Raw genomic sequence first — 24,497 nt, forward strand, 5'->3', positions numbered from 1 at the left:
GGCCTTGTTTCGCGACGGCCTGACCCGGCGCGCCGGACATGCTAAGTCATGCTGAACAACCCGAACCGGAGGTTTCCGCCATGCCCGCCCCCGTCCGCGTCGACCCCGTCCGCGTTGACATCGTCTCCGACGTCGTGTGCCCCTGGTGCGTGATCGGCTGGCGCCAGCTCGCCGCCGCCTCGGCCGCCACCGGCATCCCCGTCGAAGTGCATTGGCATCCGTTCGAGCTGAACCCCGACATGCCGGCGGAGGGCGAGAACCTGCGCGCGCATGTGGCCCGCAAATACGGCGCCTCGGCCGAGTCTTCCCGCGCCGCGCGCGACCGGATGACCGAGATCGGGGCCGGGCTGGGCTTCGTCTTCGACTACTCGGACGAAAGCCGCATGCGGAACACGTTCAAGGCCCATCAGCTGATCGACTGGGCCGGGGAGCAGGGCCGCGCGCATGAGACCAAGCAGGCGCTGTTCGAGGCCTTCTTCACCCGCGGCGAGGACGTCTCCGACCCCGCCCTGCTGGCCGAGGTCGCCGGCCGCGTCGGGCTGGACCCGGAGGCCGCGCGGGCGATGCTGGATGCGGGCGAGCGGGCCGGGAAAGTGCGCGAGCATCAGACCGAGTGGCTGGAACGCGGCATCCGCGCCGTGCCCTCGATGATCTTCGAGGGCCGGCGGCTGGTCCCCGGCGCCCAGGGCGAGGACAGCTACGCCGTGCTCCTGCGCCGCTACGCCGAGGCGCCCGCCGCCACCTGAGCCGCGGCCTCGGCCGCAAGCCAGTCGGCGAAGGCCGCGAGCGCGGGCTCCTCGGCGGCCCGGCGGGCGTGCTGGAGCACGAACCAGCGCTTGGTCGGACGGCGCGCGGGGTGGGCGGCGACCAGCGCGCCGCGCGCGATCTCGGGGCCCAGCAGGGCGGCGATGCCGATGGCGACGCCGAGCCCGGTGGCGGCGGCCTCGATCGCGAGCCCGGCGCTCTCGAAGCTTGATCCGCCATCGGCGGGGACGTGGCGCAGGCCGGCATGGTCGAGCCAGCGCCGCCAGTCGTCGGGCCGCGGGCGGGCGTGCAGCAGGGGCAGCGTGGCGAAATCCGGGGCCCCGTCGGCCATCAGGGCGGTCAGCAGGGCGGGCGCGCAGACCGGCAGCGTCTCGATCGGCAGCAGCCGTCGGGTCACCAGCCCCGAGCGCGGCGCCCCGTCCGACACCACGATGGCCGCGTCGAACCGCCCCGGCGTCAGCTCCAGCGGGTTGGAGGAGGTGTGCAGGTCCATCGCCAGGTCCGGGAACGCGGCGCGCATCGCGGTCCAACGCGGCATCAGAAACCGCGAGGCGAAGAAGCCGTAGACCCCGAGGCTCAGCCGGCGCGGCCGGCGCAGGCGCACGCCGCGGGCGGCCTCGGCGATGCGGTCCAGCGCCTCGCCCAGTTCCGCGGCGAGCGCGGCGCCGGCCTCGGTCGGCTCCAGCCCGGTGGCGCGGCGCAGGAAAAGCGGGGCCTCCATGCGGGCCTCCAGGTCGCGCACCTGCCGGCTGACGGCGCCGGGCGTGACGCCCAGCTCCTCCGCCGCACGGGTCATGGAGCGGTGGCGGGCGGCGGCCTCGAAGGCGCGCACGGCGGGAAGAGGCGGCAGGCGGCGAGTGGTCATGGGTTGAGCCTGCCTCAAAATACCCCGCGGCGAAATCGTTTGATCGTGCGCAGGGCTCAATGCCATCCTGCCAATGGACATGGCGGGGCCCTGACGCCCCCAGGATGTCGCCCCGCCGCCCGTCCGCGCCCGCCGCCGCCGTTCCCCACGCGCCGGCGTCGACCGCCCCGCGCGGCCGCGGCCGCGGCCGCCCCCGAGAGAACCGACCGGAGCGCCGCCCCGCAGGACGACCCGCGCACCGGCCCATACGAGGACGTCCCGTCGGGCCGCCCTCCCCGCCAGCGCCCCGCAAGCGCCCCGACAGAGGGCGTGCGCCAACGCCCCCCCGGAGGAAACGCCATGAACCATCCCGCCCCCATCGCCCCCAGCCCCGCCGCGCCCGCGGCCCGCGCCACCCGCGCGGCCTCCGCCGACCGGTCGCGCAACATCGCGCCGGATACGCGGGGGGAGAACTACTGGGACCTCGACCCCTCCCTGCGCGCGCTGCTGCCGCTCTACATGGACCCGGCGCTGCTCGCGCATCTCACCCCCCATATGGCGGAGCTGGGAGAGCTGGCCGGCGGACGGCTGGGCGCGCTGGCCGACACCTGCGAGCGGCATGAGCCGGTCCTGCATCGCCGCGACCGCTACGGGCGGGACGAGGAATGGCTGGAATTCCACCCCGCCTACCGGGAGATGGAGTCCATCGCCTTCGGCCGCTTCGGCATGCACGCCATGACCAACCGCGCCGGCGTGCTGGGCTGGCCCGACAAGATGCCGCCCATCGCCAAATACATCTTCCACTACCTGTTCAGCCAGGCCGAGTTCGGGCTGCTCTGCCCGGTGAACCTGACCGACAGCTCCTCGCATCTCGTGGACCTGTTCGGGACCGAGGAGATCCGCGCGCGCTTCCTGCCCGGCATGTGGTCCCAGGACATGGGCGAGCTGCTGCGCTGCGCCCAGTTCATGACCGAAAAGGCCGGGGGCTCGGATATCGGGCGCTCGGACCTCACCGCGGTGAAGGACGGGGACGGCTGGCGGCTGTGGGGGGAGAAGTGGTTCTGCTCCAACGTCGACGCCGAGGCCGCGGTGCTGCTGGCGCGGCCCGAAGACGGGCCCGAGGGCTCGAAGGGGCTGGGGCTGTTCCTGATGCCCAAGACCCTGCCGGACGGGAGCCGCAACAGCTACCGGATCATGCGGCTGAAGGAGAAGATGGGCTCGAAATCCATGGCCTCGGGCGAGATCATGTTCGAGGGGGCGGTGGCCTATCCGCTGGGGGCGCTGGACCAGGGGCTCAAGCAGATGCTGGTGATGGTCAATTCCTCGCGCATCTCGCACCTGACGCGGGCGGCGGGGATGATGCGCCGCTGCTGGAACGAGGCGATGGCCGCGGCGACCCATCGCGACGCCTTCGGCAAACGGGTGATCCAGCATCCGCTGATGCGCCGCCAGCTGATGAAGCTGCTGATCCCGACCGAGCAGGCGCTTTCGGCGCTGCTTTATACGGCGGCGATGTCGGGCGACGGCTCGGAGCGGGCCTCCAGGGTGCTGCGCATCCTGACCCCGATCGTCAAATACCGCGCCTGCCGGGACAACGTGCCGGTGGCGACGGGGGCGTTGGAGGCCCGCGGCGGCAACGGATATATCGAGGACTGGCCGAATTCCCGCCTGGTGCGCGACGCGCATCTGGGCCTGTTGTGGGAGGGGACGTCGAACATCAACGCGCTGGACGCCGTGCAGCGGGCCGTGGGCAAGGCCCGCGCCCATGAGGCGCTGGCCGAGGACCTGGCGGAGCGGATCGAGGCCGCGGGGCTGCCCGGCCAGTTCCGCACGCGCTTGTCGGGGGCCGTGGACCGGGCGATCCGTTTCGCGGACGAGGTGGCCTCGGACCCCGCGCATGAACGCTTCAGCCGCGAGGCGTCGGGCCAGCTCTACCACGCCGTGACCGCCGCGCTGCTGGCCGCCGAGGGCCAGGCGCTGGGCGAGGCGGGGGGCGACGCCCGCCGCCTGCTGATGGCCCGGCTGGTGGTGGAGCACCGGATGAAGGAGGCCTCGCCGCCCTCGCTGGCCGCCCGGAAATGGGAGGAGGAGGCGATCGACCTGCTGCTGTCCGACGCGCCGGTCAGCCTCGCCGACGCGACGCGGCTGGTTCAGGCCTGAGGGGCGGGGCGGGCCGGGGATCAGGCCGGGGCCGGGGGGTCAGAGGATCACCCGCGGCTCCGGCAGGCCCTTCGCCTCCACCTGCGCCGCGTAGACCATCCCGGCGCCGGCATGGGCGGGATCGGAGAGATCCAGCCCCTCCTGCGCGGTGGTGACGAAGAGGGTCGAGAGATCCGCCCCCCCGAAGGCCGGGCAGGAGACATGGGCGGCGGGAAAGGACGGACCGTCGGTGATCCCGCCCTGCGGCGGGATCACCGCCACCCGGCCCGCGCCCCAGAGCGCCAGCCACATCCGTCCGTCCGCGTCGATCACCGCGCCGTCGGGGTTCAGGCCGAGGGGGCGGAGGTCGAGGAACGGCTCCGGGTCGCCGGAGGGCCAGCCGTCGGCCGGGTTCAGGCGCTGGCGCCAGACCGTGCCGCGGGCGGTGTCGGCGAAATGCGCGAAGCCGCCGTCGGGGGTGAAGCAGATGGCGTTGGGGATGGTGATGCCGGGGTGGAGCTTGCGGATCTCGCCGCGGTGGAGGCGGTAGATGGCGCCGGCGCCGGGCTCGGCCCGCTTGCCCATGGTCCCGATCCAGAAGCCGCCCCAAGGGTCGGCGCAGCCGTCATTGGAGCGGGTGGCGGGGTCGTCGGCCTCCAGCGGGGCCACGGGCTCCACGGCGCCGGAGGCGAGGTCGAGCAGGCTCAGCCCGGTTTCGCCGGCCACCAGCAGCCGGTCCCGATCCACCCAGCCCGCCGCGGAGACATGGCCGGGAAACGCCCATTCCAGCGGGCCGGAGGCGTCGGAGGACCGCAGGCGGTTCTCAAGGATGTCGAACCAGAACAACTGGTTGCGCTCGGGGTGCCAGAGCGGGCCCTCGCCGAGATGGCAGGGGCGAGGGTCGTGCGCGCTGGCGGCGGAGGCGGGGATGGGGGCGGTCATTCGGCGCCCGCCTCGATCCGGGCCTGGGCGGCGTCCCAGGCGGCGACCGTGGCGCGGGCGCGGGCGCCGACCTCTCCGGCCCCCATCCCCGGCGCGTAGAGCGAGCTTCCCAGTCCGAAACCCGAGGCGCCGGCGGCGAGCCAGGCCGGGAAATCCGCAGGCCCGACGCCGCCGACCGGCAGCGCCTGGGCGCCGGCGGGCAGCACCGCGCGCAGGGCCTTGAGCCCCTCCGGCCCCATCAGGAAGGCGGGGAACAGCTTCAGCCCGTCGGCGCCGGCGGCCAGCGCGGCGAAGCATTCGGTGGCGGTGAAGACGCCGGGCAGGCAGGTGAGCCCGGCGGCCTTGGCGGCCCGGATCACCGCCGGGTCGGCGTTGGGCGCCACGATCAGCCGACCCCCGGCGCCGGCGACGGCCTCCACCTCGGCCTTGGTCAGCACGGTGCCGGCGCCGATCAGCGCGCGGTCCCCGAACGCCTCGGCCAGTCGGGCGATGGAGACGAGCGGGTCGGGCGAGTTCAGCGGCACCTCGATCCGGTCGATGCCCTCGGCGAGCAGCGCCTCGCCCACCGCCACGGCCTCCTCCGGGCGCAGGCCGCGGAGGATGGCGACGAGGTTGCGGGCGGAGTTCGGGGTCGTGTTCGGGGTCGTGTTCGGGGCGGTCATTCCGCTTTCTCCCACAGCGCGGCATGGGCGGCGCGCAGACCGTCCAGCACGGCCTCGGTCGGGTCGAGACGGGTGACGTAGGCGCCCTGCGCCTCCAGCGCGGTGGCGTAGCCCGCGGTCGGGCCGGGGGCGCCGATCAGCGCCACTTCGCGCCCCAGCCACCAGGGGCGGGAGGCCGCGAGCTCCATCCCGATCAGCATTCCCGAAAGCCGCGCGCGGGCGCGGGAGGGGGGAAGATCGTTCAACAGATGCTCGGCGCGCAAGGCGAACAGGCCCGCCACGCTTTCGGGCCGGGACATGGCGGTGTCCAGCGCCTCGGCGAAATCGGCGGCGGCGTCGGGCGAGACCTCGCCGGGCGCGCCGTCCTCTCGCATCCCGTGGCGCAGGATCGAGGAGGTGGAGAGCAGGGCGTAAAGCTCCCCGGTCATGAAGCTGCGGAAGGAGACGACCTCCTCGGCGCTGATATGGGCCCATTTGGTATGGGTGCCGGGCAGGCAGACCACGCCGTCGAAACGGGGGCGGCGGGCGATCAGGCCGGCGATCTGGGTTTCCTCCCCCCGCATCACGTCGGCGGGCCTGGCCTGCGAAAGGCCGGGGAGGATGCGCACGTCCAGCCGCGGATCGGCGCCCGGCGGGGTGATGGCGCGGGCGGGGTCGAGCGGGGCGCAGGGGACGGGCGCGTAGGGCGCCTCGGCCCAGCCGGCGCGGGCGCCGGCCATGCCGCAGACCAGCGTGGGGACCGGGTCCGACAGCCCGCCGGGCAGGCCGGCGGGGGGCAGCCAGTCGGCCACGGCCGCGGTCAGGGCGGGGCCGAAATCCTCCGGCGCCAGCCCGCCCATGCCGCGGGGCGAGGCGGTTTCGGCCAGCGCCCGCCCCTCCGCGTCCATCGCCCAGGCCCGCAGGTTGCTGGTGCCCCAGTCGACCGCGATCCAGTCGGGGCCGGCCCGGTCGGCGCGTTCTCCGCTCATGCTCTCTCCTCCCGCGCGGCGGTGGGGCGCGCCCGCGCCGTCAGTGGCTGTCCCGCGGCACCGGGGCTCCGCGGCAGCCCTTCAGGAAGTCGAAATCCGCCCCGGTGTCGGCGCCCTGCACATGGTCGTGAAACAGCCGCGCATAACCGCCCGACGGCGCCTCGACCGGGGTTTTCCACGCCTCCAGCCGCGCCGCAAGCTCGGCCTCGTCGACTTCCAGCGTGATCGAGCGCCCCGGCACGTCGAGCGAGATCATGTCCCCCGTCCGCACCACCGCCAGCGGTCCGCCGCGCGCGGCCTCGGGCGACACATGCAGGACCACGGTCCCGTAGGCCGTGCCCGACATGCGCGCGTCCGAGATCCGCACCATGTCGGTGATCCCCTTGCGCAACACCTTGGGAGGCAGGCCCATATTGCCGACCTCGGGCATGCCGGGATAGCCGCGCGGCCCGCAATTGCGCATGACCATGACGCAGGTCTCGTCGATATCGAGATCCTCGTCCTCGATCCGGGCCTTGTAGTCGTCGATGTCCTCGAAAACCACGGCCCGGCCGCGATGCGTCAGCAGATGCTCGGACGCCGCGGAGGGCTTGAGCACCGCGCCGTCGGGGGCGAGGTTGCCGCGCAGCACCGCGATGCCGCCCTGTTGGGTCAGCGCGCGTTCGACGGGGCGGATGACCTCCTCGTTCCAGTTGCGGGCGTCCTTGACCTCATCCCAGATCGGGCCGCCGGAGACGGTGATCGAGTCGCGGTTCAGCAGCCCGCCCTCGCCGAGCATCTTCATCACCACGGGCAGGCCGCCGGCGTAGAAGAACTCCTCCATCAGGTATTCGCCCGAGGGCATGAGATTGACGATGGTCGGCACGTCGCGGCCCAGCCGGTCCCAGTCCACCAGGCTCAGGTCCAGCCCCACGCGGCCGGCGATGGCGAGCAGGTGGATGACCGCGTTGGTCGACCCGCCGATGGCGCCGTTGGCGCGGATGGCGTTCTCGAAGGCCTGCATGGTGAGGATGTCGGAGGGCTTGAGATCGTCCTTCACCATGTCGACGATGCGGCGGCCGCTGAGATGGGCCATCACCCGGCGGCGGCTGTCCACCGCGGGGATCGCGGCGTTGCCCGACAGCGCCATGCCCAGCGCCTCGGCCATGCTGGCCATGGTGGACGCCGTGCCCATGGTGTTGCACGAGCCGGGGGAGCGGGACATGGCGCTTTCGGCCTCCAGGAATTCCTCCTGGGTCATCTTCCCGGCCTTGATGTCCTCGGACATGCGCCACAGCGCGGTGCCCGAGCCCACGCGCTCGCCCCGGAACCAGCCGTTCAGCATCGGCCCGCCGGAGACGAGGATGGCGGGGATGTCCACCGAGGCCGCGCCCATCAGCAAAGCCGGGGTGGTCTTGTCGCAGCCGGCCAGCAGCACCACGCCGTCGAGCGGGTTGGCGCGCAGGGCCTCCTCCACGTCCATGGCGGCGAGGTTGCGATACATCATCGCCGAGGGGCGCAGCGCGCTTTCCCCGGTGGAGAAGACCGGGAATTCCACCGGCAGGCCGCCGGCCTCGTAGATGCCGTGGCGCACCCGTTCGGCGAGATCGCGCAGATGCGCGTTGCACGGCGTGAGCTGGGACCAGGTGTTGCAGATCCCCACGACCGGGCGGCCGTCGAACAGGTCCGCCGGCAGTCCCTGGTTCTTCATCCAGGAGCGGTGGTAGATGTGATCGCGCGAGGTCGAGCCGAACCACTCGGTCGAGCGCAGCTTGCGCGGCCAGTCCGCGGGCTTGAAAGCGGTCATACCCATCCCCCATCCACAATGAAGTTCTGCGCCGAACACATCGCCGAGGCGTCCGAGGCGAGGAACAGCGCCATTTGCGCGATATTCCAGGGCAGCACCGGCCCCGGCAGGCATTGCGAACGCGCGATCTGCTCGCGCGCCGCGTCGTCCACCCAGAGGCGGAGCTGCTTTTCGGTCATCACCCAGCCCGGAACCAGCGTGTTGACCCGGATGCGGTCGCGCCCGAGGTCGCGGGCGAGGCTGCGGGTCAGCCCGTGGGTCGCGGCCTTGCAGGCGGCGTAGACCGGGTAGCCGGCGCCGGCCATCATCCAGCTGATCGAGCCGAAATTGACGATGGTCCCGCCCCCCGCCGCCCGCATCATCGGGGCCGCGGCCTGGGCGGCGACGAAGGCGTGCTTGAGGTTGACCGCGACGATGCCGTCGAAACGGTCGGGGCCGACCTCTCCCACGCCGTGCCGCTGGTCGTTGGCGGCGTTGTTGAGCAGCGCGGTGATCGGGCCATGGGCCTCCGCCGCCGCCCGGATCGCGGCCTGGTAGGCGGCGGCGTCGGTGACGTCGACCGGGGCGAAGCGGATGGTCGCGCCCTGCCCGGCCAGTTCGGCGGCCAGCGCCTCGCCGGCCTCGCGGGCGAGGTCGACGAAGGCCACGCGCGCGCCCTGGGCGGCGAAGGCGCGGGTCAGCGCCTCTCCGATGCCGGTGGCGCCGCCGGAGATCAGCACCGAGCGGCCGCGCAGGTCGGGATAGGTCGCCAGCGCGGCCGGGCCGGGTTCGGCGGCGGGCGCGGCGGAAGACGCGGCGGGGCTCACAGCGCCCTCACCGGGGCCGGGATCGCGTCCGGATCGGCGGGCGCCGGGGCGACGGCCAGCGGGTTGCGCAGGGGCAGGCCGAAGGCGGGGCTCTCGATCTCAAACACGTCGCCGGGGCGGGTGCGGATCCCGTCGGAAAAGCTCAGCGTCGCGGTGCCGAACATGTGGACATGCACGTCGCCGGGCTGGCGGAACAGGTCGTATTTGAAGTGATGCGCCTCCAGGTTGGCGATGCTGTGGGACATGTTGGCCTCGCCCGACAGGAACGGCTTCTCGAAGATCGTCTCGCCGTCGCGGATCACGCGGGAGACGCCCTCGACGCTTGCGGGCAGGTCGCCGACCCGCAGCTCCGGCCCGAAGGCGGCGGGGCGCAGCTTGGAATGGGCGAGGTAGAGGTAGTTGATCCGCTCGGTCACATGGTCGGAGAACTCGTTGCCCAGCGCGAAGCCGAGCCGGAAGGGGGCGCCGTCCGGGCCGATGAGGTAGATCCCGGCGATCTCGGGCTCCTCTCCGCCATCCAGCGCGAAGGCGGGCGAGACCAGCGGCGCGCCCGGCGCGACGGCGGCCGCGCCGGCGCCCTTCCAGAACCATTCGGGCGCCACGCCCATGCGGCCGGGTTCGGGCTTGCCGCCCTCGATCCCCATGCGGAACATCTTCATGGAGTCGCTGAGGCTCTCCTCCCCCTCCGCCTGCGCCTTGGCGTGCATGGCGTCGCGGGCGGAGGCGGAGCCGAGATGGGTCAGCCCGGTGCCGGTCAGCATCATGTGCGCCGGGTCGGGATGGCGGACCGGGCAGTCCAGCCGGCCGGCCGCGAGCAGCACGGGAAGGTCGACCGGGTCGCCCTCGCCGCGGCGGGCGACGATCTCGGCCAGGCCGGCGCCGATGGCGATGGCGTCATGGGCGAGGTCGAGCACCGTCTCGGCGCCCGGCACCAGGCGCGCGGTCTCGCCCTCGCGCACGACCACGCCGCCGCCCTTGAGTTGCGAAAGATGCATGGGTCAGCCCGCCTTGTTCCGGTTGTAGACGTCGAAGATCACGGCGGAGAGCAGCACCAGCCCCTTGATCACCTGCTGGTAGTCGATGCCGACCCCGAGCAGGGACATGCCGTTGTTCATCACGCCCATGATGAAGGCCCCGACCACGGCGCCGATGATCTTGCCGACGCCGCCCGACATGGAGGCGCCGCCGATGAACACCGCCGCGATCACGTCGAGCTCGAAGCTGACGCCGGCCTTGGGGGTCGCGGTGTTGAGCCGGGCCGCGAAGATCAGCCCCGCCAGCGCCGCCAGCATCCCCATGTTGCAGAAGGTCAGGAAGGTCAGCCGCTCGGCGTTGATGCCCGACAGCTTGGCGGCCTTGTAGTTGCCGCCGACCGCGTAGATGCGCCGCCCGACCACGGTGGAGTTCATCAGGAACGTGTAGGCGCAGATCAGCACCGCCATGGTCATCAGCACGTTGGGCAGGCCGCGATAGGTGGCCAGCAGCCAGGCGACGTAGACGATCGCCGCCGCGACAAGCCCGTTCTTGGCGAGGAAGAAGCCCAGCGGCTCGTCCTCGATCCCGTAGCGCACGCGCCGGCCGCGGGCCCGCGCCGCCATCCACACGATCGCCGCGGCCCCGGCCGCGCCCAGCAGGGCGGCGGTCCAGTTGGGGCGGCCCTCGGTGAACACGTCGCCCACGAAGCCGGTGGAGAGCTGCTGGAAGCTAGGCGGGAACGGCCCCACCGACTGGCCTTCGAGCAGCCACAGGGTCAGGCCGCGGAACACCAGCATGCCGGCCAGCGTGACGATGAAGGAGGGGATCTTCCAATAGGCGATCCAGTAGCCCTGGGCCGCGCCGATGACGATGCCCGCGATCAGGCAGACCGGGACCACCATCCAGGTGGGCCAGCCCCAATGCACCGACATCACCGCCGCGAGCCCGCCCACGAAGGCCACCACCGAGCCGACCGAGAGGTCGATATGCCCGGCCACGATGACCAGCAGCATGCCCAGCGCCATGATGATGATGTAGCTGTTCTGCAGGAACAGGTTGGTCAGGTTCACCGGACGCATCAGCGTGCCGTCGGTGACCACCTGGAAGAACAGCATGATGGCGAACAGCGCCAGCAGCATGCCGTATTCGCGCAGGTGGCCCTTCAGGAAGGCCCCGATCCCGCCGCCTCCGCCCGGCTTGCCGCCGCCGCCCTCGTTATCGGTCGTGCTGGTCATCTTCGGCCCCTCCCTCAGGCCCGGACGATCATCGACATGATCTTCTCCTGGCTGGCTTCATGCGCGGCCAGCTCCCCGGCGAAGGCGCCCTCGTTCATCACGTAGATGCGGTCGCACATGCCGAGCAGCTCGGGCATTTCGGAGGAGATCATCACGATCCCCCGCCCCTGCCCGGCCAGTTCATTGACGATGTTGTAGATTTCGAATTTCGCGCCGACGTCGATGCCGCGCGTCGGCTCATCGAGGATCAGCACCTGCGGATCGGCGAACAGCCATTTGCCCAGCACCACCTTCTGCTGGTTGCCCCCCGACAGGTTCACCGTCTTCTGGAACACCGAGGGCGTGCGGATGCCCAGCGCCTCGCGGTATTTCTCGGCGACCTGGCGTTCCCGCGTTCCGTCGATGACGCCGCGCTCGGACACGCCCTCCAGATGGGCGAGGGTGACGTTGCGCAGGATCGTGTCGTCCAGCACGAGGCCGAGCGCCTTGCGGTCCTCGGTCACGTAGGCGAGGCCGGCGTCCACGGCGCGGCGCACGGTGGAGACGTCGATCGGCTCGCCCTTCAGCCGGGCCTCGCCGCGGATGTCGCGGCCCCAGGAGCGGCCGAACAGGCTCATCGCCAGTTCCGTGCGCCCGGCGCCCATGAGGCCGGCGATGCCGACCACCTCGCCCTCGGCCACGGTGAAGGACACGTCGCGGATCGCCTCGCGGTCCGGGTCGGTGGGGTGGCCGACGGACCAGTTGGAGACCTCCAGCAGCGTGCGCCCGATCTTCGGCGTGCGCTCGGGGTAGCGGTGGGCCATGTCGCGGCCGACCATGTCGCGCACGATGCGCGCCTCCTCGACCGGGATATGGGCGCCGGAGGCGTCGCGGCCGTCGATGGTCGAAACCGCGGTCCCGTCGCGGATGACCGTGATCCGGTCCGCCACGCGGCTGATTTCGTTGAGCTTGTGGGAGATCAGGATCGAGGTGATGCCCTGGGCCCGGAACTCCATCAACAGGTCGAGCAGCTTTTCGCTGTCGGCTTCCTGGAGGGCCGCCGTGGGCTCGTCGAGGATCAGGAGGCGGACCTCCTTGGACAGGGCCTTGGCGATCTCCACCAGCTGCTGCTTGCCCACGCCGAGCCCGCCGACCGGGGCGGCGGCGCGTTCGCGCAGGCCGACCTTGGCCAGCAGCGCCTCGGCGCGGGCGTTGGTCTCGGGCCAGTCGATGACCCCGCAGGCGGCGACCTCGTTGCCCAGGAAGATGTTCTCGGCGATGGACAGCTCGGGAACCAGGGCGAGCTCCTGGTGGATGATGATGATCCCGCGCTTCTCGCTGTCGGTGATGCCGCCGAAGGCGACGGGTTCGCCTTCATAGACCAGCTCTCCGTCGAAGGAGCCGTGGGGGTAGACCCCGCTCAGCACCTTCATCAGCGTGGACTTGCCGGCCCCGTTCTCGCCGCACAGCGCGTGGATCTCGCCGCGCGCCACGGTCAGGGAGACGTTGTCGAGCGCCTTCACGCCCGGGAAGCTCTTGGTGATGCCGCGCATCTCCAGGATGGCGTCCATGGCTGCTCTCCGCCCCGCTTCGGGGGTCATTGTCGGAATGGGGGGGAGGGGCGCGGCCCGCCGCCGCGATGCGACGGGCCGGCGCGCTCAGTTGATCTGGTCTTCGGTGTAGTAACCGCTGCCGATCAGGACCTCTTCCCAGTTGTCGGCGGTCACGGCCACCGGCTCCAGCAGGTAGGAGGGCACCACCTTCTTGCCGTTGTCATAGGTGGTGGTGTCGTTGATCGGCGGCTCGGCCCCGCCCAGCACCGCCTCGACCATCTGCACGGTGACCTTGGCCAGTTCGCGCGTGTCCTTGAAGATCGAGGAATACTGCTCCCCCGCCTTCATCGACTTGACCGACTGCACCTCGGAGTCCTGGCCCGACACGATCGGCATCGACAAATCGCCGGAGCCGTAGCCGACGCCCTTCAGCGACGACAGGATGCCGATGGACAGCCCGTCATAGGGCGACAGCACCCCGTGGACGCGCTGGTCGGTGTAGTGGGCGGACAGCAGGTTATCCATGCGGGCCTGCGCGACGGCGCCGTCCCAGCGCAGCGTGCCGACCTTGTCCATGCCCATCTGGCCGGAGACGATCTCGACCGAGCCGTCGTCGATCAGCGGCTGCAGCACCGACATGGCGCCGTTGTAGAAGAAATAGGCGTTGTTGTCGTCGGGGGAGCCGCCGAACAGCTCGACGTTCCACGGCTTCACGTCGGGAAAGCGTTCCTTGAGCCCGTCGACGATGGTGGAGGCCTGCTGCACGCCGACCTTGAAGTTGTCGAAGGTGGCGTAATAGTCGACATAGGGGCTGTCGCGGATCAGCCGGTCATAGGCGATGATCTTGATGTCGGCGTAATGCGCGTTCTCCAGCGCGTTCGACAGCGTGGTGCCGTCGATGGCCGCGATGACCAGCACGTCGACGCCCTTGACGATCATGTTCTCGATCTGGGCGAGCTGGTTGGGGATGTCGTCTTCGGCGTATTGCAGGTCGACCTTGTAGCCGGCGGCCTCGAACTGCTTGACCATGTTGTTGCCGTCGTCGATCCAGCGGGCCGACGACTTGGTGGGCATGGCGATGCCCACATAGCCCTCGGCGGCGAAGGCGGGGGTCGCGAAGGCCGAGGCGACGAGCGACGCCCCGAGCGCAAGCGCGCCCAGGCTGGCGGTGATCTTCATGTTGTCCTCCCTGCGGCGCCGTCGACGACGCGCGCGATTGCTTTTCAGCGAGGTCCCTCCTCGGACCCGACGGCAACCCTAGTCCTGCGGTTCCATAGCAATCAATTTCGGTTTTTGACTTTCTTCATATCGATTTCGGTATAGCTTGCGGCATGACCGACGCGCCCCTCCGCCTCAAGCCCGTGCAGCTTCGCCTGATCGCGGCGATCGACGCGCAGCGCCAGCTCGGCCTCGCGGCCGAGGCGATGGCGATGACCCAGCCCGCCGCCTCGCGGATGCTGCGCGAGATCGAGGCCGCGGTGGGCGCGCGCCTGTTCGACCGTCACGCCCGCGGGATGGAGCCGACGCTGATCGGCCGCGCGCTGGCCCGCCGCGCGCGGGGGCTGGAGCAGGAGATGCGGGATCTGGCGGCGGAGGTGGACCAGCTGCGCTCGGGCCGCGGCGGCGTGGTGCGGGTGGGGGCGGTGACCGGCGCCTCGGTCGGCTATGTCGTGCCCGCGATCCGGCAGCTGAAGGCCGCGGCCCCGGACGTGGAGGTCTATGTGGACGTGGAGCCGTCGGACGTGCTGGCCCGCGGGCTGCTGGCGGGCGTCTACGACCTGGCGCTGGGGCGGATCCCGCCCGGCATGGACCCGCGGGAGTTCGACGCCGTTCCGGGGCGGCCCGAGATCGTCGACCTGGTGGTGCGCCGGGACCATCCGATGGCCAGCGCCCGGCGGCTGGAGCTGGCCGAGCTGACGCCCTACGACTGGGTCATGCAATCCCCCGGCGCGCCGATCCGGGTGGCGGTGGAGACCGCCTTCGTGGACGCCGGCGCGCGGCTGCCGCGGTCGATCCTCAACACGCCGTCGCTGCTGGTGATGATCGCCCTGCTGTCCTCCTCCACCGCCATCGCCGCCATGGCGCGGGAGATGAGCGACCTGCTCTCCGGCCCGGAGGTCGGCGCCCGGCTCGCCCCGCTGGCGGTGCGCGAGGAGATCGTGGTCGCGCCCTATCACATGCTCACCGCGCGCAGGCGGCGGCTGTCCCCGGTGGCCGAGCGGTTGCGGGCGCTGGTGCTGGACGAGCTGGACCCGCCGCACCGCCGCGGCGGCTGAAGGGGCGCGCGGCGGCCCCGCCCGGCCCTGCCCTGCCCGGGGCCTGGCCTCCGGGATCCGCGACGTCGGGCGGCTGGACATGCGCGCGGGCATGGCGACAATGCTCTTCAATCTAGAATCCCTGACCCCGGAGCCGCTCATGGACCTGCTCGCGCCCGTGAAAGCCGTCGGCTGGGTGACCGGCGTGTTCGGCGCCGAAAAATCCTTCGCCGCCAACCCGATCATCGGCAGCCCGAGGCTCAACCGCCTGGGCCTGCACCGCCGCCGCGTCGCCACGGCCGCCGCGATGGCCGCCCGCCGCCGCCGCGCCATGGCGGAGGGGATCCCGGCCGAGGACCGCGAAGCCTTCGACCGCGACGGCTTCGTCATCAAGCGGGATTACCTGCCCGCCGACATCTTCGCCCGCCTGCGCCGCGAGGTGTTCTCGGACCCGCTGCCCGCGCGCGAAATGCGCCAGGGCCAGACCGTCACCCGGATGATCCCGCTGGGCCCCGACATCGCCGCGCGTCTGCCCACCGCGCGGGCGGTGATCGCCAATCCCGTCCTGCGCCGCCTGACCGGCTATGTGGCCGGCCGCGCCGGCGAGCCGCACGCCTTCATCCAGACCGTGATCGCCGAGCCCGCCGCCGGCCCCGGCGCGGGCGGCCGCGACCCGCAGACGGCGATGCATGCGGACACGTTCCATTCCACCGCCAAATACTGGCTGTTCCTGCACGACGTGGGCGAGGAGGACGGGCCCTTCATCTATCTCCCCGGCTCCCACCGCCTGACGCCGGAGCGGCTGGAATGGGAATACGAGCAGAGCCTGACCGCCCGCGACGCCGGGCGGCATCACCATTCGCTGGGCTCGTTCCGGGCCACCCCGGCGCAGGCCAAGGCGCTGGGCTACGGGGCGCCGAAGCGGGTGGCGGTGCCGGGCAACACGCTGGTGGTGGCCGACACCTACGGCTTCCATTCCCGCGCGCCCTCCGACCGGCCGACCGTGCGCACCGAGATCCACGGCAACCTGCGCCGCAACCCGTTCGCGCCCTGGAACGGGCTCGACATCCAGGCGGCGCCGGGGGTGCGGGGGCGGCAGGTGGACCTGTATCTGGCTTACGCCGACTGGCGGTCCCGCCGCTCCGGCAAGCCGCCCCTGTGGCGCGATGTCGGGGCGGTGAAGGCGGACGGGCCGGCCTCCATCTGAGCCGCCGGCCCGACCGCGCGCCGCGCGCCCGACCCGCTCCCGGCCGGTCCTGAAACGCCCCCCGTCGCGTCGCGCCGGGGGGGCGTTCCGTTTCGCCCCGCGGGACGGTTTCGGCGTCGGCGCGCGCGCACGGGCATTGCTCCGCGCGCGACATTCCGTCAAGTTCCCTTACAAATCTCAAGCCGACCGAGGGGCTCATGCTGTTTTTTCACGACGACCGTCACCGCCTGCATTTCCCTCAGGCCGAGCTGGACGGCGGGCAGTTCGTGACCCCATACGAACGTCCGAGCCGCGTGGAATACGTCCTGCGCCGCCTGCAGGAGACCGGAATGCGGGCCGCCGCGCCAGGGGCGCTGGACATGGGCCCGGTGCGCGCCGTGCACGCCCCCGACTACCTGGAATTCCTGGCGACCTGCTGGGCGGACTGGGTCGCCTCCGGCGCGCGGGGGGAGATCATCGCGACCTCCTTCCCGGTGCGCCGCATGCGCCAGAAGCCGCCGCGCAACATCGACGGCAAGGTCGGCTATTACAGCCTGGCCGCCGAGACCGCGATCACCGCCGGCACCTGGGAGGCGGCGCAGGCCTCCTGCGCGCTGGCCCAGTCGGCGCAGCGCGCGGTGGCGGCGGGCGAGCGCGCGGCCTTCGCCCTGTGCCGCCCGCCGGGGCATCACGCGGCCTCGGACCTGTTCGGCGGCTACTGTTTCCTCAACAACGCCGCGGTGGCGGCGCAGATGTTCCGCGACGACGGCGCGGGCCGGGTGGCGGTGCTGGACATCGACTTCCACCACGGCAACGGCACCCAGGACATCTTCCACCGGCGCGGCGACGTGTTCTTCGCCTCGATCCACGGCGCGCCCGAAGACGCCTTCCCCTATTTCCTCGGCTATGCGGACGAGACCGGCGAGGGCGCGGGCGAGGGCGCCAACCTGAACCTCCCCCTCCCCCCCGGAACCCCGTTCGGACCCTGGGCCGAGGCGCTGGACGCGGCGCTGGCGGCGATCCGCGACTTCGGGGCGGAGGCGCTGGTGGTCTCGCTGGGCACCGACGCCTTCAAGGACGACCCGATCAGCTTCTTCAAGCTGGAGAGCGCGGATTTCGCCGAGGCCGGGCGGAGGATCGCGGGCGCAGGCCTGCCGACGGTCTTCGTGATGGAGGGCGGCTACGCCATCGAGGCGGTGGGGATCAACGCGGTCAACGTGCTGCAGGGCTTTGAGGAGGCCGCCGCATGAGCCGCGTTCCCGCCGATCCCGCCTCCGCCGCCGCGGCCGCCGAAAAGCCCTCCACCGCGCCCTATCGCGGTCCCGACGACGTGCGCGCCGGGGTGTTCTGGATGGTGACGACGACGCTGCTGTTCGTCTGCGTCACCGGCATCGTGCGCCATGTGGGGTCGTCCCTGCCGGCGGCGGAGACCGCCTTCCTGCGCTACCTGTTCGGGCTGGTGCTGATCCTGCCCTTCATGGGCGGGCTGCGGAAGAACCGCCCTGACCGGCGCACCTGGTGGGTGTTCGGCGCGCGCGGGGTGCTGCACGGGCTGGGGGTCGTGCTGTGGTTCTACGCGATGGCCCGCATCCCGATCGCCGAGGTCACGGCGCTGGGCTACATCACGCCGATCTTCGTCACCATCGGCGCCGCGGTCTTCCTGCGCGAGACGCTGCGCCTGCGCCGGGTGGCGGCGGTCGGGGTCGGGTTGCTGGGGGCGATGATCATCATCCGGCCGGGGTTCCAGGAGATCAATTCCGGCCAGCTCGCCCAGCTGGCCGCGGCGCCGCTGTTCGCCGGATCCTACCTGATGGCCAAGCGGCTGACCTCCAACCAGGACAGCGCGGTGATCGTCGGGCTGCTGTCGGGCTTCGTGACGATCACGCTGTTCCCGCTGGCGCTGGCGCAATGGCAGACGCCGAGCCTGGAGCAGCTGGCCTGGCTGGCGCTGACCGCGGTCTTCGCCACCGGCGGGCATTACACCATGACCCGGGCCATCCAGGCGGCGCCGATCACCGTCACCCAGCCGGTGCAGTTCCTGCAGCTGGTCTGGGCGACGGCGCTGGGCATCATCGTCTTCGGCGAGGCGCTGGATCCCTATGTGATCGTGGGCGGCGGGATCGTGGTGGCCGCGGCCACCTTCATCTCCCACCGCGAGGCGATGGCCGCCCGCCAGACCACGCCGCCGGCCGCCGCCACCAAGCTTTAGGCGGAGGCGGGGCTTCAGGCGGCGGCGGGGCTTCAGGCGGAGGCGGGCGCGCCGGCGAAGGGGAAGGGCGGGCGGCGGTCGGCCCAGGGGGCGGCGGCCTCCAGCTCTCCGGCCAGCGCCATCAGCTCGGCGTCGGCGCCGGCGGGGGCGGAGACGTGGACGCCGATCGGCAGGCCCTCGGCGGAGATCGCGAGCGGCAGCGACATGGCCGGCTGGCCGGAGGCGTTGGCCGCGACGCAGAAGGGCGAGTAGTCGAAGCAGCCGCCCTCGCCCAGCCGATAGGCCGCGAAATCCTCGAACTCGGGCCGGGCATGGGCGAAGCGGCCGAGTTTCGCGGGCGGCTCGGCCAGGGTGGCGGAGACGAGCACGTCGTGGCCGGCGCGCCCGCCCTCGCCCGCATGGAACGCCGCCATGCGCCGCCCGAAGGCATGGATGCGGTTGAGCGCCGCGAGGTAGTCCGCGCCGCTGATCCCCCTGGCCAGCGCGCAGGCGCCGCGGGCGACGGGTTCCAGCAGGGTCAGGCCGTCGCCTTCCAGCCCCTGGGCGCGGGCTTCGGCCCGGACCCAGCCCCATGTGCCGCAGGCCACGATGTCGGTCCAGGCGCGGACCATGGCGCGCTGGTCGGCGTCGGGGCGGGCCTCTTCGACATGATGGCCGAGGCTGTCGAGCAGGCGCCCCGCCGCCTCCGCCGCGGCGCGGCAATCGGGGTGGATGGGGGCGCCGTCATAGGTGGTGAGGCACAGCGCGACCCGCAGCCGCCGGGGCGGGCGGGCCAGCGCCTCGGAGAAGGTGGTCGCCATGGCGGGGGCGACATAGGGCGCGCCCTCGTCCGCGCCCACGGTCGCGTCGAGCAGCGCCGCCTGGTCGCGGACCGAACGGGTGAGGAAACCGGCGGTGGCCATGCCGCCCCAGCCCTCGCCCGCCGAGGGCCCGTCCGGCAGCCGCCCGCGCGAGACCTTGAAGCCGACCAGCCCGCAGGAGGACGCCGGAATGCGGATCGAGCCGCCGCCGTCCGAGCCATGCGCCGCCGGCACGATCCCCGCCGCCACCGCCGCGCCGGCCCCGCCCGAGGACCCGCCGGAGGTCCGACCCAGGTCCCACGGGTTGCGGGTCGGCCCGCCATAGACCGCGGTCTCGGTGGTCACGCCGATGCCGCCTTCGGGCGCGGTGGTGCGGCCGAACAGGTTGAGCCCGGCGCGCCGCAGCCGCGTCACCAGTTCGGCGTCATGACCGTGCCGCGTGGCGCGGGTGAGACGGGAGCCGTCATGCGAGGGCAGGCCCAGCGCCGCGGCGTCCATATCCTTGAGCAGGAAGGGAACCCCGTGCAGCGGCCCCCTGGGCAGGCCGGCCATGATCGCGTCCCGCGCCGCCTGGGGCGCGAGATTGGTGAGCGCGTTGATGGCGGGATCGCGGGTCTCCGCCACCTGCAGGGCGGCGGCGAGCAGGGCCTCGGGCGTGGTCTCGCCGGTCCTGACCCGCGCCGCCAGCCCGGTCGCATCGTGGGACAGATAGTCGTCGGGGCTCATGCCGGGGTCTCCTCGGGCGTCTCCTGACGGGGGGCGGCGGCGCCGATCTCCTCCAGGAAACCGTCATGGAAGGCGACCAGCCGTGCGTGGCGGGCCTGCGCGAGGCGGGCGCCCTCGGCGGTCTGGAAGCCCTGCGCCAGCCCCAGCAGCTTGGCGGGGAAATGGTCGATGGCGTAGCGGGCGTCGTCGAGCGGGCGCGCCTCGGCCCGCGGGTCCAGCGGATCGCAGAGCCCGCCGCCCATGCGCCCGCCGGTGTAGAAGCAGCGCGCCACGCCGACGAAGCCCAGCGCGTCGAGCCGGTCGGCGTCCTGGAGAATGCGGGCCTCGGGCGTCTCCGGCGGGATGCGGGCGGAGAAGGAATGCGCGGCGATGGCATGGGCGACGGCGCCGATGCGATCCGCCGTCCAGTCGAGCGCGGCCAGCACCTCGCAGGCCCGCGCGGCGGCGAGGCGGGAGGCGCGGGGGCGGTCGGGGGAGTTCTTCTCCACCGACACGCAGTCATGCAGCAGGGTGGCGGCGGCGAGGATCTCCTCGTCGCCGCCCTCCACGGCGGCGATGCGGCGGACATTGGCCCAGACCCGGCCGAGATGGGCGAGGTCATGGGCGCCGTCGTCGCCCTCCCCGGCCGGCAGGGCTGCGGGCAGCAGCCGGGCGGCGAGCGCCTGGCGCGGGGCGAAGAGGTCGGCGGGGGTCATGCGGCGGGGCCTTCGGTGGTGCTGGGGGCGAGGGGCGGCGTCGGGGCCAGCAGGCAGGCGACGCCCCCCGCCCGTCAATCCCGCGCGCCCGTCGGGCCCCCCGCTGCGGCGAGGAGGCGCGGCGTGGGCGCGGGGGGCGCAGGGGGTCGAGCGCGGGGGGGCGCTGTCCGGGTTGGAACAGGCCGCCCGCCCGGGCGACAGGGGGCGAGCCTCAGCCCGCGGCGAACTCGGCCCGGATCGCGTCGTCGTCGCGGCCGAGACCGGGGACGGCGCCATAGGTCGGCGTCTCGCCGGCGATGACCGCGCCGGGGGCGATCATCTCGATTTCCCCGCCATCGGTCTGCACCGTGACCAGCCGCTGCTGGGGGTGGTCGATCAGATCCTGCATGTCCGACAGCCGCCCATAGGCGATGCGCGCGGCGTCGAGGCGGGTCGCCATCTCCTCCCGCGGATGCCGGGCGAAGAGGTCGGCGACGAGGGCGTCGAGGGTCTCGCGGTTCTCGATCCGGGCGGAATTGTCGTGAAAGCGCGGATCGGTGGCGAGGCTGGCGTCGCCCAGCACCTGTTCGCACAGCATCGCCCATTCGCGTTCGTTCTGGATGGAGATCAGCAGCGCCCCGTCGGCGCAGGGGAAGACGCCGTAGGGCGCGATGGTGGGGTGGCGCAGACCCTCCCGCGCCGGGGGGCGGCCGCCATAGCGCGTCTGCAGATAGGGGACGTTCATGTAGTCCGCCATGGCGTGGAACAGCGACACTTCGATGGAGCGCCCGACCCCGGTGCGGCCCCGGCCGACCAGCGCCTGGAGGATGGCGGAGAAGGAGGTCATGCCCGCGGTGATGTCGCAGACCGAGACGCCGACCCGCGCCGCGCCCTCGGGCGTGCCGGTGATGGCGGCGAGGCCGACTTCGGCCTGGATCAGCAGGTCATAGGCCTTCTGGTCGCGACGCGGCCCGGCCTCGCCATAGCCGGAGATGGAGCAGCAGATCAGCTCGGGGCGTTTGGCGCGCAGGGCCTCGGCGCCGAAGCCCAGCCGGCCGGCGGCGCCGGGGGCGAGGTTCTGGATGAACACGTCGGCCTTGTCCAGCAGCCGGGACATCAGCGCGTGGTCGGCCGGGTCGCGCAGGTCGAGGCGCAGGGATTCCTTGCCCCGGTTGAGCCAGACGAAATAGGCGCTCTCGCCCTTGCACATGCGGTCGTAGCGGCGGGCGAAATCGCCCTCGGGGCGTTCGACCTTGATCACCCGCGCGCCGGCGTCGGCGAGCTTGGCCGAGGCGTAGGGCGCCGCCACCGCCTGTTCCAGCGAGACCACCAGCAGCCCGTCGAGATCGCCCATGCCGTTTCCCCTTCGCTTTCGATTTTTTCGGACCGCACTGCGGAACGCGCGCGACCGCTTCCTTTCGACAGAAGCGGGGCCCGCAGGTCAAGGGGGAGAGGAAGCCGCGCGTCGACCCGCCCGAGGGCGGCGCCGGAGCGCCCGCGCGGCGCTGCACCCGGTCAAGGGCGGAAAGGGGCGCCCGGGGGGGAGGTCGCGCGCCCTGCCGCGCGGCGGCGAACGAACGCCCCGCGCCACCTGCGCCGCGAGTCGTCAGCCGGGTCAAGACGCGCGAAGCGGCCGTCCCGGCCTTGAGGCGGTTGACGCCTCGCATCGTGCGCGAACATGGCCCGCCTCCTGGCCGTTTCAGAGGAACCGCGTTCCTGCCCGCCACCCGCGATGCCCCCGCCGATCCCTGGGTCGGCGCCCCTCCCGCTCCCCTCTCTCCACGGGGAGAGGGACAGGAAGAGGGGGCGCCCGAAGGCCGCCTGGCGGCCGGAGAGGACGGCGCGCCCGCGAGGGCTCGTTGCGGCGAGCCTCCGCCCGGGCCGGCCGGACGTCGCCGCGTGGGCGGCCGCCTGCGCGGCAGGGGCGGGAGGCGGGAGGCGGGGGCCTTGACCAATTATCAGACAATTCTTTTCGCTTTTCTCTCTGAAACTGCGCTCGAAATCCGGCGGCGCGGGCGCCGGGTCGAGCCGGCCGGCGGCCGAACGCGCGCTCGGAACGTCGTCGCCGGTCCGATCTTTCGACCAGGCCAGAGGAGCGTCCGCGAGACGCGATACATCCGATCTCACACCGCCCTGCGCGGGATCGCGGCGCTTCTGGTATGCGTCTGTCACCAGGTGATGTTCGTTTGCGGCGCCGACTGGATGGCCGGCGCCTCGCGGGTGCTCGCGAACGGCTACGCGGCGGTGGATCTCTTCTTCGTGCGCTCGGGCTATATCCCGACCGCGCGCTACGGCCTTGTCTTCGCGACCGAGATCGAACGCGGCGCGTGGCGCGACTTCATCAACCGGCGCTTCGCGCGGCTCTACCCGCCGCACCTGGCCACGCTTGCGATGGCGCTGCCCTTCGTGCTGTTTCGCAAGAACGCGGACCTGCCCGCGCAGGAGGTGATCGGCGACCTCACGCTCAACCGGCTGATGGTCCGGTCCTGGGGCTTCAGGCCGGAGGCGACCTTCAACTTCCCCTCCTGGAGCATCTCGGTGGAATGGGGTGGCCTACCTGGTCTTCCCGCTGCTGGCGGCGCTGTTTCTGAAAGGACGGCGAGAGCGGCTGGCGCTGCTTGGACTGGCCTTCGCCTGGCGGGATCCGGGGCGGGTCGCGCATCCCGGCGGGCTGGCGGATCGCGCAGGTCGTCGCCGCGGGCGGCGCGATCCTGACGCTGAGCCAGCCGGCGCCGGTGGGGGTCGAGTTCATGCCCTTCGCCGCCGCGCTGACCGTGCTTCCGCACGAGGGTCGGGGGCCCCTGGGGACGCGCGATGCAGGCCCGCGGGGCGGTCTGGCCCGGCGAGGCGTCCTATTCCATCTACATGCTGCGCATGCCGGTTTTCTGGATCGTGAAGGAGGTCCTGATGCGCGCCGACCTTGTCGACCGGGCGGCGATCGCCGAGGCGCCGCGCGCGGTCGGCGGCGGGCTCGTGCTGCTGTGCCTGGCGGTGCTGCTGCCGCTGGCGCATCTGTCCCATGCCTGGTTCGAGACGCCGGCGCGGCGGGGGCTGTCGACGCTTCTGGCCGCGTCGCCGGAAAGGCGGCGCGCGGCGCGGGCCCGCCTGCAAGGGGCGGGGTCCCGCGCGCCTCAGCCCTGAAGGCCCAGCGCGGCGGAAACCGCGTCCCGGGTCGGGCCAGAAGCCGGGTGCGCAGCACGTCGGTCCAGTTGGCGACATGCGCGGTCCGCACGTCCGACATCCCGGCATGTTCGGCATGGGAGGTCTCGTCGAGCACCCGCAGCTCCCATCCCGGGTTGAGGCGGCGGCGCGGTCGTTGGCCTTGGCCGTGGCGCGCGCGGCGGCGGAGATCCGCGGCCAGTCCTGCGTGGGTCGGGCGAAGAACGCCTCGATGGCGTCGGCGAAGGCCTGGGGATCATAGGGCGGGACCTGCCCGTCGCGCCCGTCGATCAGGTCCGGCGCGGCGCCCGCATCGGTCGCCGGCGCCGCCGTGCGGCAGGCCATCGCCTCCAGGATCGGCAGCCCGAACCCTTCGGAGCGGGACGGGAACAGCCACAGGTCGCACGCAGCGTAGGGTCACGTCCGTCAAGCTGGTGTGATTTCCCGGATGGCCTGAGGTCATGACCAGGCGGCTTTCGAGGTTATGCTGAGAATGGGGGCGACCTCCTCGGTGTCGATCCGGGTGAAGCCCATCTCCCCGATCCTCGCGACCATCTCGGCGATCAGGGTGCGCGGGTCGCTCTCGATCGCCAGCTCCGCCCCGGGGCGCAGGTCGAAGCGGGCGCGCAGGGCGTCCATGGCGCGGGCGAGATCCGCAGGCTCCAGCGCCGCCAGCCAGCCGCGCCAGTCGGCCTCGGGGAAGCCGGTCCGGAAATGCGGGGCGGTAGGGTAGGAGGTGTAGCGCGGCCGGCGTAACGAGCGAGCCGGGCGGCGGTCTCCCCGCCCTTCGCCGCGGCGGGATGGGGGCGCGGGTCGGGGCCTGCGGGGGGGGGG

22 protein-coding genes and 1 pseudogene are annotated in these 24,497 nt (G+C 72.5%); 8 read left to right on the forward strand and 15 right to left on the reverse strand.

Annotated elements, in window-relative coordinates:
* Positions 1–80: 80 nt before the first annotated feature.
* On the forward strand, positions 81–746 hold the full coding sequence (locus BLV24_RS09915; RefSeq protein WP_092681213.1) for a DsbA family oxidoreductase: 666 nt from the start codon (positions 81–83) through the stop codon (positions 744–746).
* Here the strand turns inward: BLV24_RS09915 and BLV24_RS21540 are convergent.
* Positions 719–1,630, reverse strand: a complete 912-nt coding sequence (locus BLV24_RS21540; protein ID WP_176954701.1) for a LysR substrate-binding domain-containing protein — start codon at positions 1,628–1,630, stop codon at positions 719–721. The two genes, BLV24_RS09915 and BLV24_RS21540, sit on opposite strands and share 28 nt — an antisense overlap.
* 339 nt (positions 1,631–1,969) lie before the next feature.
* Here BLV24_RS21540 and BLV24_RS09930 point away from each other — a divergent pair, with 339 nt between their 5' ends.
* Entirely contained in the window at positions 1,970–3,769 is a 1,800-nt protein-coding gene (locus tag BLV24_RS09930; RefSeq protein WP_092681217.1) for an acyl-CoA dehydrogenase family protein, read from the forward strand.
* 39 nt (positions 3,770–3,808) lie between these two features.
* On the opposite strand, the gene BLV24_RS09935 is transcribed toward BLV24_RS09930, so the two are convergent.
* The 9 genes from BLV24_RS09935 to chvE all read right to left on the reverse strand — a co-directional run bounded on the left by BLV24_RS09935 (position 3,809) and on the right by chvE (position 13,833).
* A complete protein-coding gene (locus BLV24_RS09935) occupies positions 3,809–4,690 on the reverse strand; it encodes an SMP-30/gluconolactonase/LRE family protein (RefSeq protein ID WP_092681219.1) in 882 nt (293 codons plus the stop codon).
* On the reverse strand, positions 4,687–5,352 hold the full coding sequence (locus BLV24_RS09940; RefSeq protein WP_092681221.1) for a 2-dehydro-3-deoxy-6-phosphogalactonate aldolase: 666 nt from the start codon (positions 5,350–5,352) through the stop codon (positions 4,687–4,689). The genes BLV24_RS09935 and BLV24_RS09940 overlap by 4 nt, the downstream gene beginning before the upstream one ends.
* Positions 5,349–6,320, reverse strand: a complete 972-nt coding sequence (locus BLV24_RS09945) for a 2-dehydro-3-deoxygalactonokinase (protein ID WP_092681223.1) — start codon at positions 6,318–6,320, stop codon at positions 5,349–5,351. Before BLV24_RS09945 ends, BLV24_RS09940 begins: the two co-directional genes overlap by 4 nt.
* Positions 6,321–6,360: 40 nt before the next feature.
* On the reverse strand, positions 6,361–8,106 hold the full coding sequence (araD, locus tag BLV24_RS09950) for an L-arabinonate dehydratase (RefSeq protein WP_092681225.1): 1,746 nt from the start codon (positions 8,104–8,106) through the stop codon (positions 6,361–6,363).
* The gene (locus BLV24_RS09955; RefSeq protein ID WP_092681226.1) at positions 8,103–8,912 is read right to left on the reverse strand and encodes an SDR family NAD(P)-dependent oxidoreductase; all 810 of its coding nucleotides are present in this window, start codon (positions 8,910–8,912) and stop codon (positions 8,103–8,105) included. Before BLV24_RS09955 ends, araD begins: the two co-directional genes overlap by 4 nt.
* Positions 8,909–9,907: an AraD1 family protein gene (gene araD1, locus BLV24_RS09960; protein WP_092681228.1), complete on the reverse strand. Its 999-nt coding sequence runs from the start codon at positions 9,905–9,907 to the stop codon at positions 8,909–8,911. The genes BLV24_RS09955 and araD1 overlap by 4 nt, the downstream gene beginning before the upstream one ends.
* Before the next feature lie 3 nt (positions 9,908–9,910).
* The gene (gene mmsB, locus BLV24_RS09965; protein ID WP_092681230.1) at positions 9,911–11,122 is read right to left on the reverse strand and encodes a multiple monosaccharide ABC transporter permease; all 1,212 of its coding nucleotides are present in this window, start codon (positions 11,120–11,122) and stop codon (positions 9,911–9,913) included.
* Between the two features lie 14 nt (positions 11,123–11,136).
* Positions 11,137–12,672 (reverse strand): multiple monosaccharide ABC transporter ATP-binding protein, encoded by a 1,536-nt coding sequence (gene mmsA, locus BLV24_RS09970; protein WP_092681232.1) that lies wholly within the window; start codon positions 12,670–12,672, stop codon positions 11,137–11,139.
* 87 nt (positions 12,673–12,759) lie between these two features.
* Positions 12,760–13,833 carry a multiple monosaccharide ABC transporter substrate-binding protein gene (gene chvE / locus BLV24_RS09975; protein ID WP_092681234.1) on the reverse strand — a complete coding sequence of 358 codons (1,074 nt, stop codon included), beginning with the start codon at positions 13,831–13,833 and terminating at the stop codon, positions 12,760–12,762.
* A 152-nt stretch (positions 13,834–13,985) separates the two neighbouring features.
* Here chvE and BLV24_RS09980 point away from each other — a divergent pair, with 152 nt between their 5' ends.
* From BLV24_RS09980 to BLV24_RS09995, 4 genes are all read left to right on the forward strand, one after another.
* The gene (locus BLV24_RS09980; RefSeq protein WP_092681236.1) at positions 13,986–14,930 is read left to right on the forward strand and encodes a LysR family transcriptional regulator; all 945 of its coding nucleotides are present in this window, start codon (positions 13,986–13,988) and stop codon (positions 14,928–14,930) included.
* A 139-nt stretch (positions 14,931–15,069) separates the two neighbouring features.
* Positions 15,070–16,116: a phytanoyl-CoA dioxygenase family protein gene (locus tag BLV24_RS09985; RefSeq protein ID WP_092681238.1), complete on the forward strand. Its 1,047-nt coding sequence runs from the start codon at positions 15,070–15,072 to the stop codon at positions 16,114–16,116.
* 197 nt (positions 16,117–16,313) lie between these two features.
* The gene (locus BLV24_RS09990) at positions 16,314–17,345 is read left to right on the forward strand and encodes a histone deacetylase family protein (protein WP_092681240.1); all 1,032 of its coding nucleotides are present in this window, start codon (positions 16,314–16,316) and stop codon (positions 17,343–17,345) included.
* A complete protein-coding gene (locus tag BLV24_RS09995) occupies positions 17,342–18,304 on the forward strand; it encodes a DMT family transporter (RefSeq protein ID WP_092681242.1) in 963 nt (320 codons plus the stop codon). The genes BLV24_RS09990 and BLV24_RS09995 overlap by 4 nt, the downstream gene beginning before the upstream one ends.
* 32 nt (positions 18,305–18,336) lie before the next feature.
* Here the strand turns inward: BLV24_RS09995 and BLV24_RS10000 are convergent, their stop codons facing one another.
* The 3 genes from BLV24_RS10000 to BLV24_RS10010 all read right to left on the reverse strand — a co-directional run bounded on the left by BLV24_RS10000 (position 18,337) and on the right by BLV24_RS10010 (position 21,858).
* Positions 18,337–19,830 (reverse strand): amidase, encoded by a 1,494-nt coding sequence (locus tag BLV24_RS10000; RefSeq protein WP_092681244.1) that lies wholly within the window; start codon positions 19,828–19,830, stop codon positions 18,337–18,339.
* A complete protein-coding gene (locus BLV24_RS10005; RefSeq protein ID WP_092681246.1) occupies positions 19,827–20,525 on the reverse strand; it encodes an HD domain-containing protein in 699 nt (232 codons plus the stop codon). Before BLV24_RS10005 ends, BLV24_RS10000 begins: the two co-directional genes overlap by 4 nt.
* Before the next feature lie 211 nt (positions 20,526–20,736).
* A complete protein-coding gene (locus tag BLV24_RS10010; RefSeq protein WP_092681248.1) occupies positions 20,737–21,858 on the reverse strand; it encodes a CaiB/BaiF CoA transferase family protein in 1,122 nt (373 codons plus the stop codon).
* 593 nt (positions 21,859–22,451) lie between these two features.
* On the opposite strand from BLV24_RS10010, the gene BLV24_RS10015 reads away from it, so the two are divergent.
* Positions 22,452–23,219 (forward strand): acyltransferase family protein, encoded by a 768-nt coding sequence (locus BLV24_RS10015; RefSeq protein WP_176954702.1) that lies wholly within the window; start codon positions 22,452–22,454, stop codon positions 23,217–23,219.
* Between the two features lie 99 nt (positions 23,220–23,318).
* Positions 23,319–23,645 carry a hypothetical protein gene (locus BLV24_RS22510; protein WP_245710497.1) on the forward strand — a complete coding sequence of 109 codons (327 nt, stop codon included), beginning with the start codon at positions 23,319–23,321 and terminating at the stop codon, positions 23,643–23,645.
* 240 nt (positions 23,646–23,885) lie between these two features.
* Here the strand turns inward: BLV24_RS22510 and BLV24_RS23030 are convergent.
* Positions 23,886–24,065 (reverse strand): annotated as a pseudogene (locus tag BLV24_RS23030) (glycosyltransferase family 4 protein); the annotation flags it as partial.
* Positions 24,066–24,122: 57 nt separating this feature from the next.
* Positions 24,123–24,302 carry a hypothetical protein gene (locus BLV24_RS22230; RefSeq protein WP_245710499.1) on the reverse strand — a complete coding sequence of 60 codons (180 nt, stop codon included), beginning with the start codon at positions 24,300–24,302 and terminating at the stop codon, positions 24,123–24,125.
* Positions 24,303–24,497 lie beyond the last annotated feature (195 nt).

It is taken from the genome of Albimonas donghaensis (assembly GCF_900106695.1).
Classification (GTDB): domain Bacteria; phylum Pseudomonadota; class Alphaproteobacteria; order Rhodobacterales; family Rhodobacteraceae; genus Albimonas; species Albimonas donghaensis.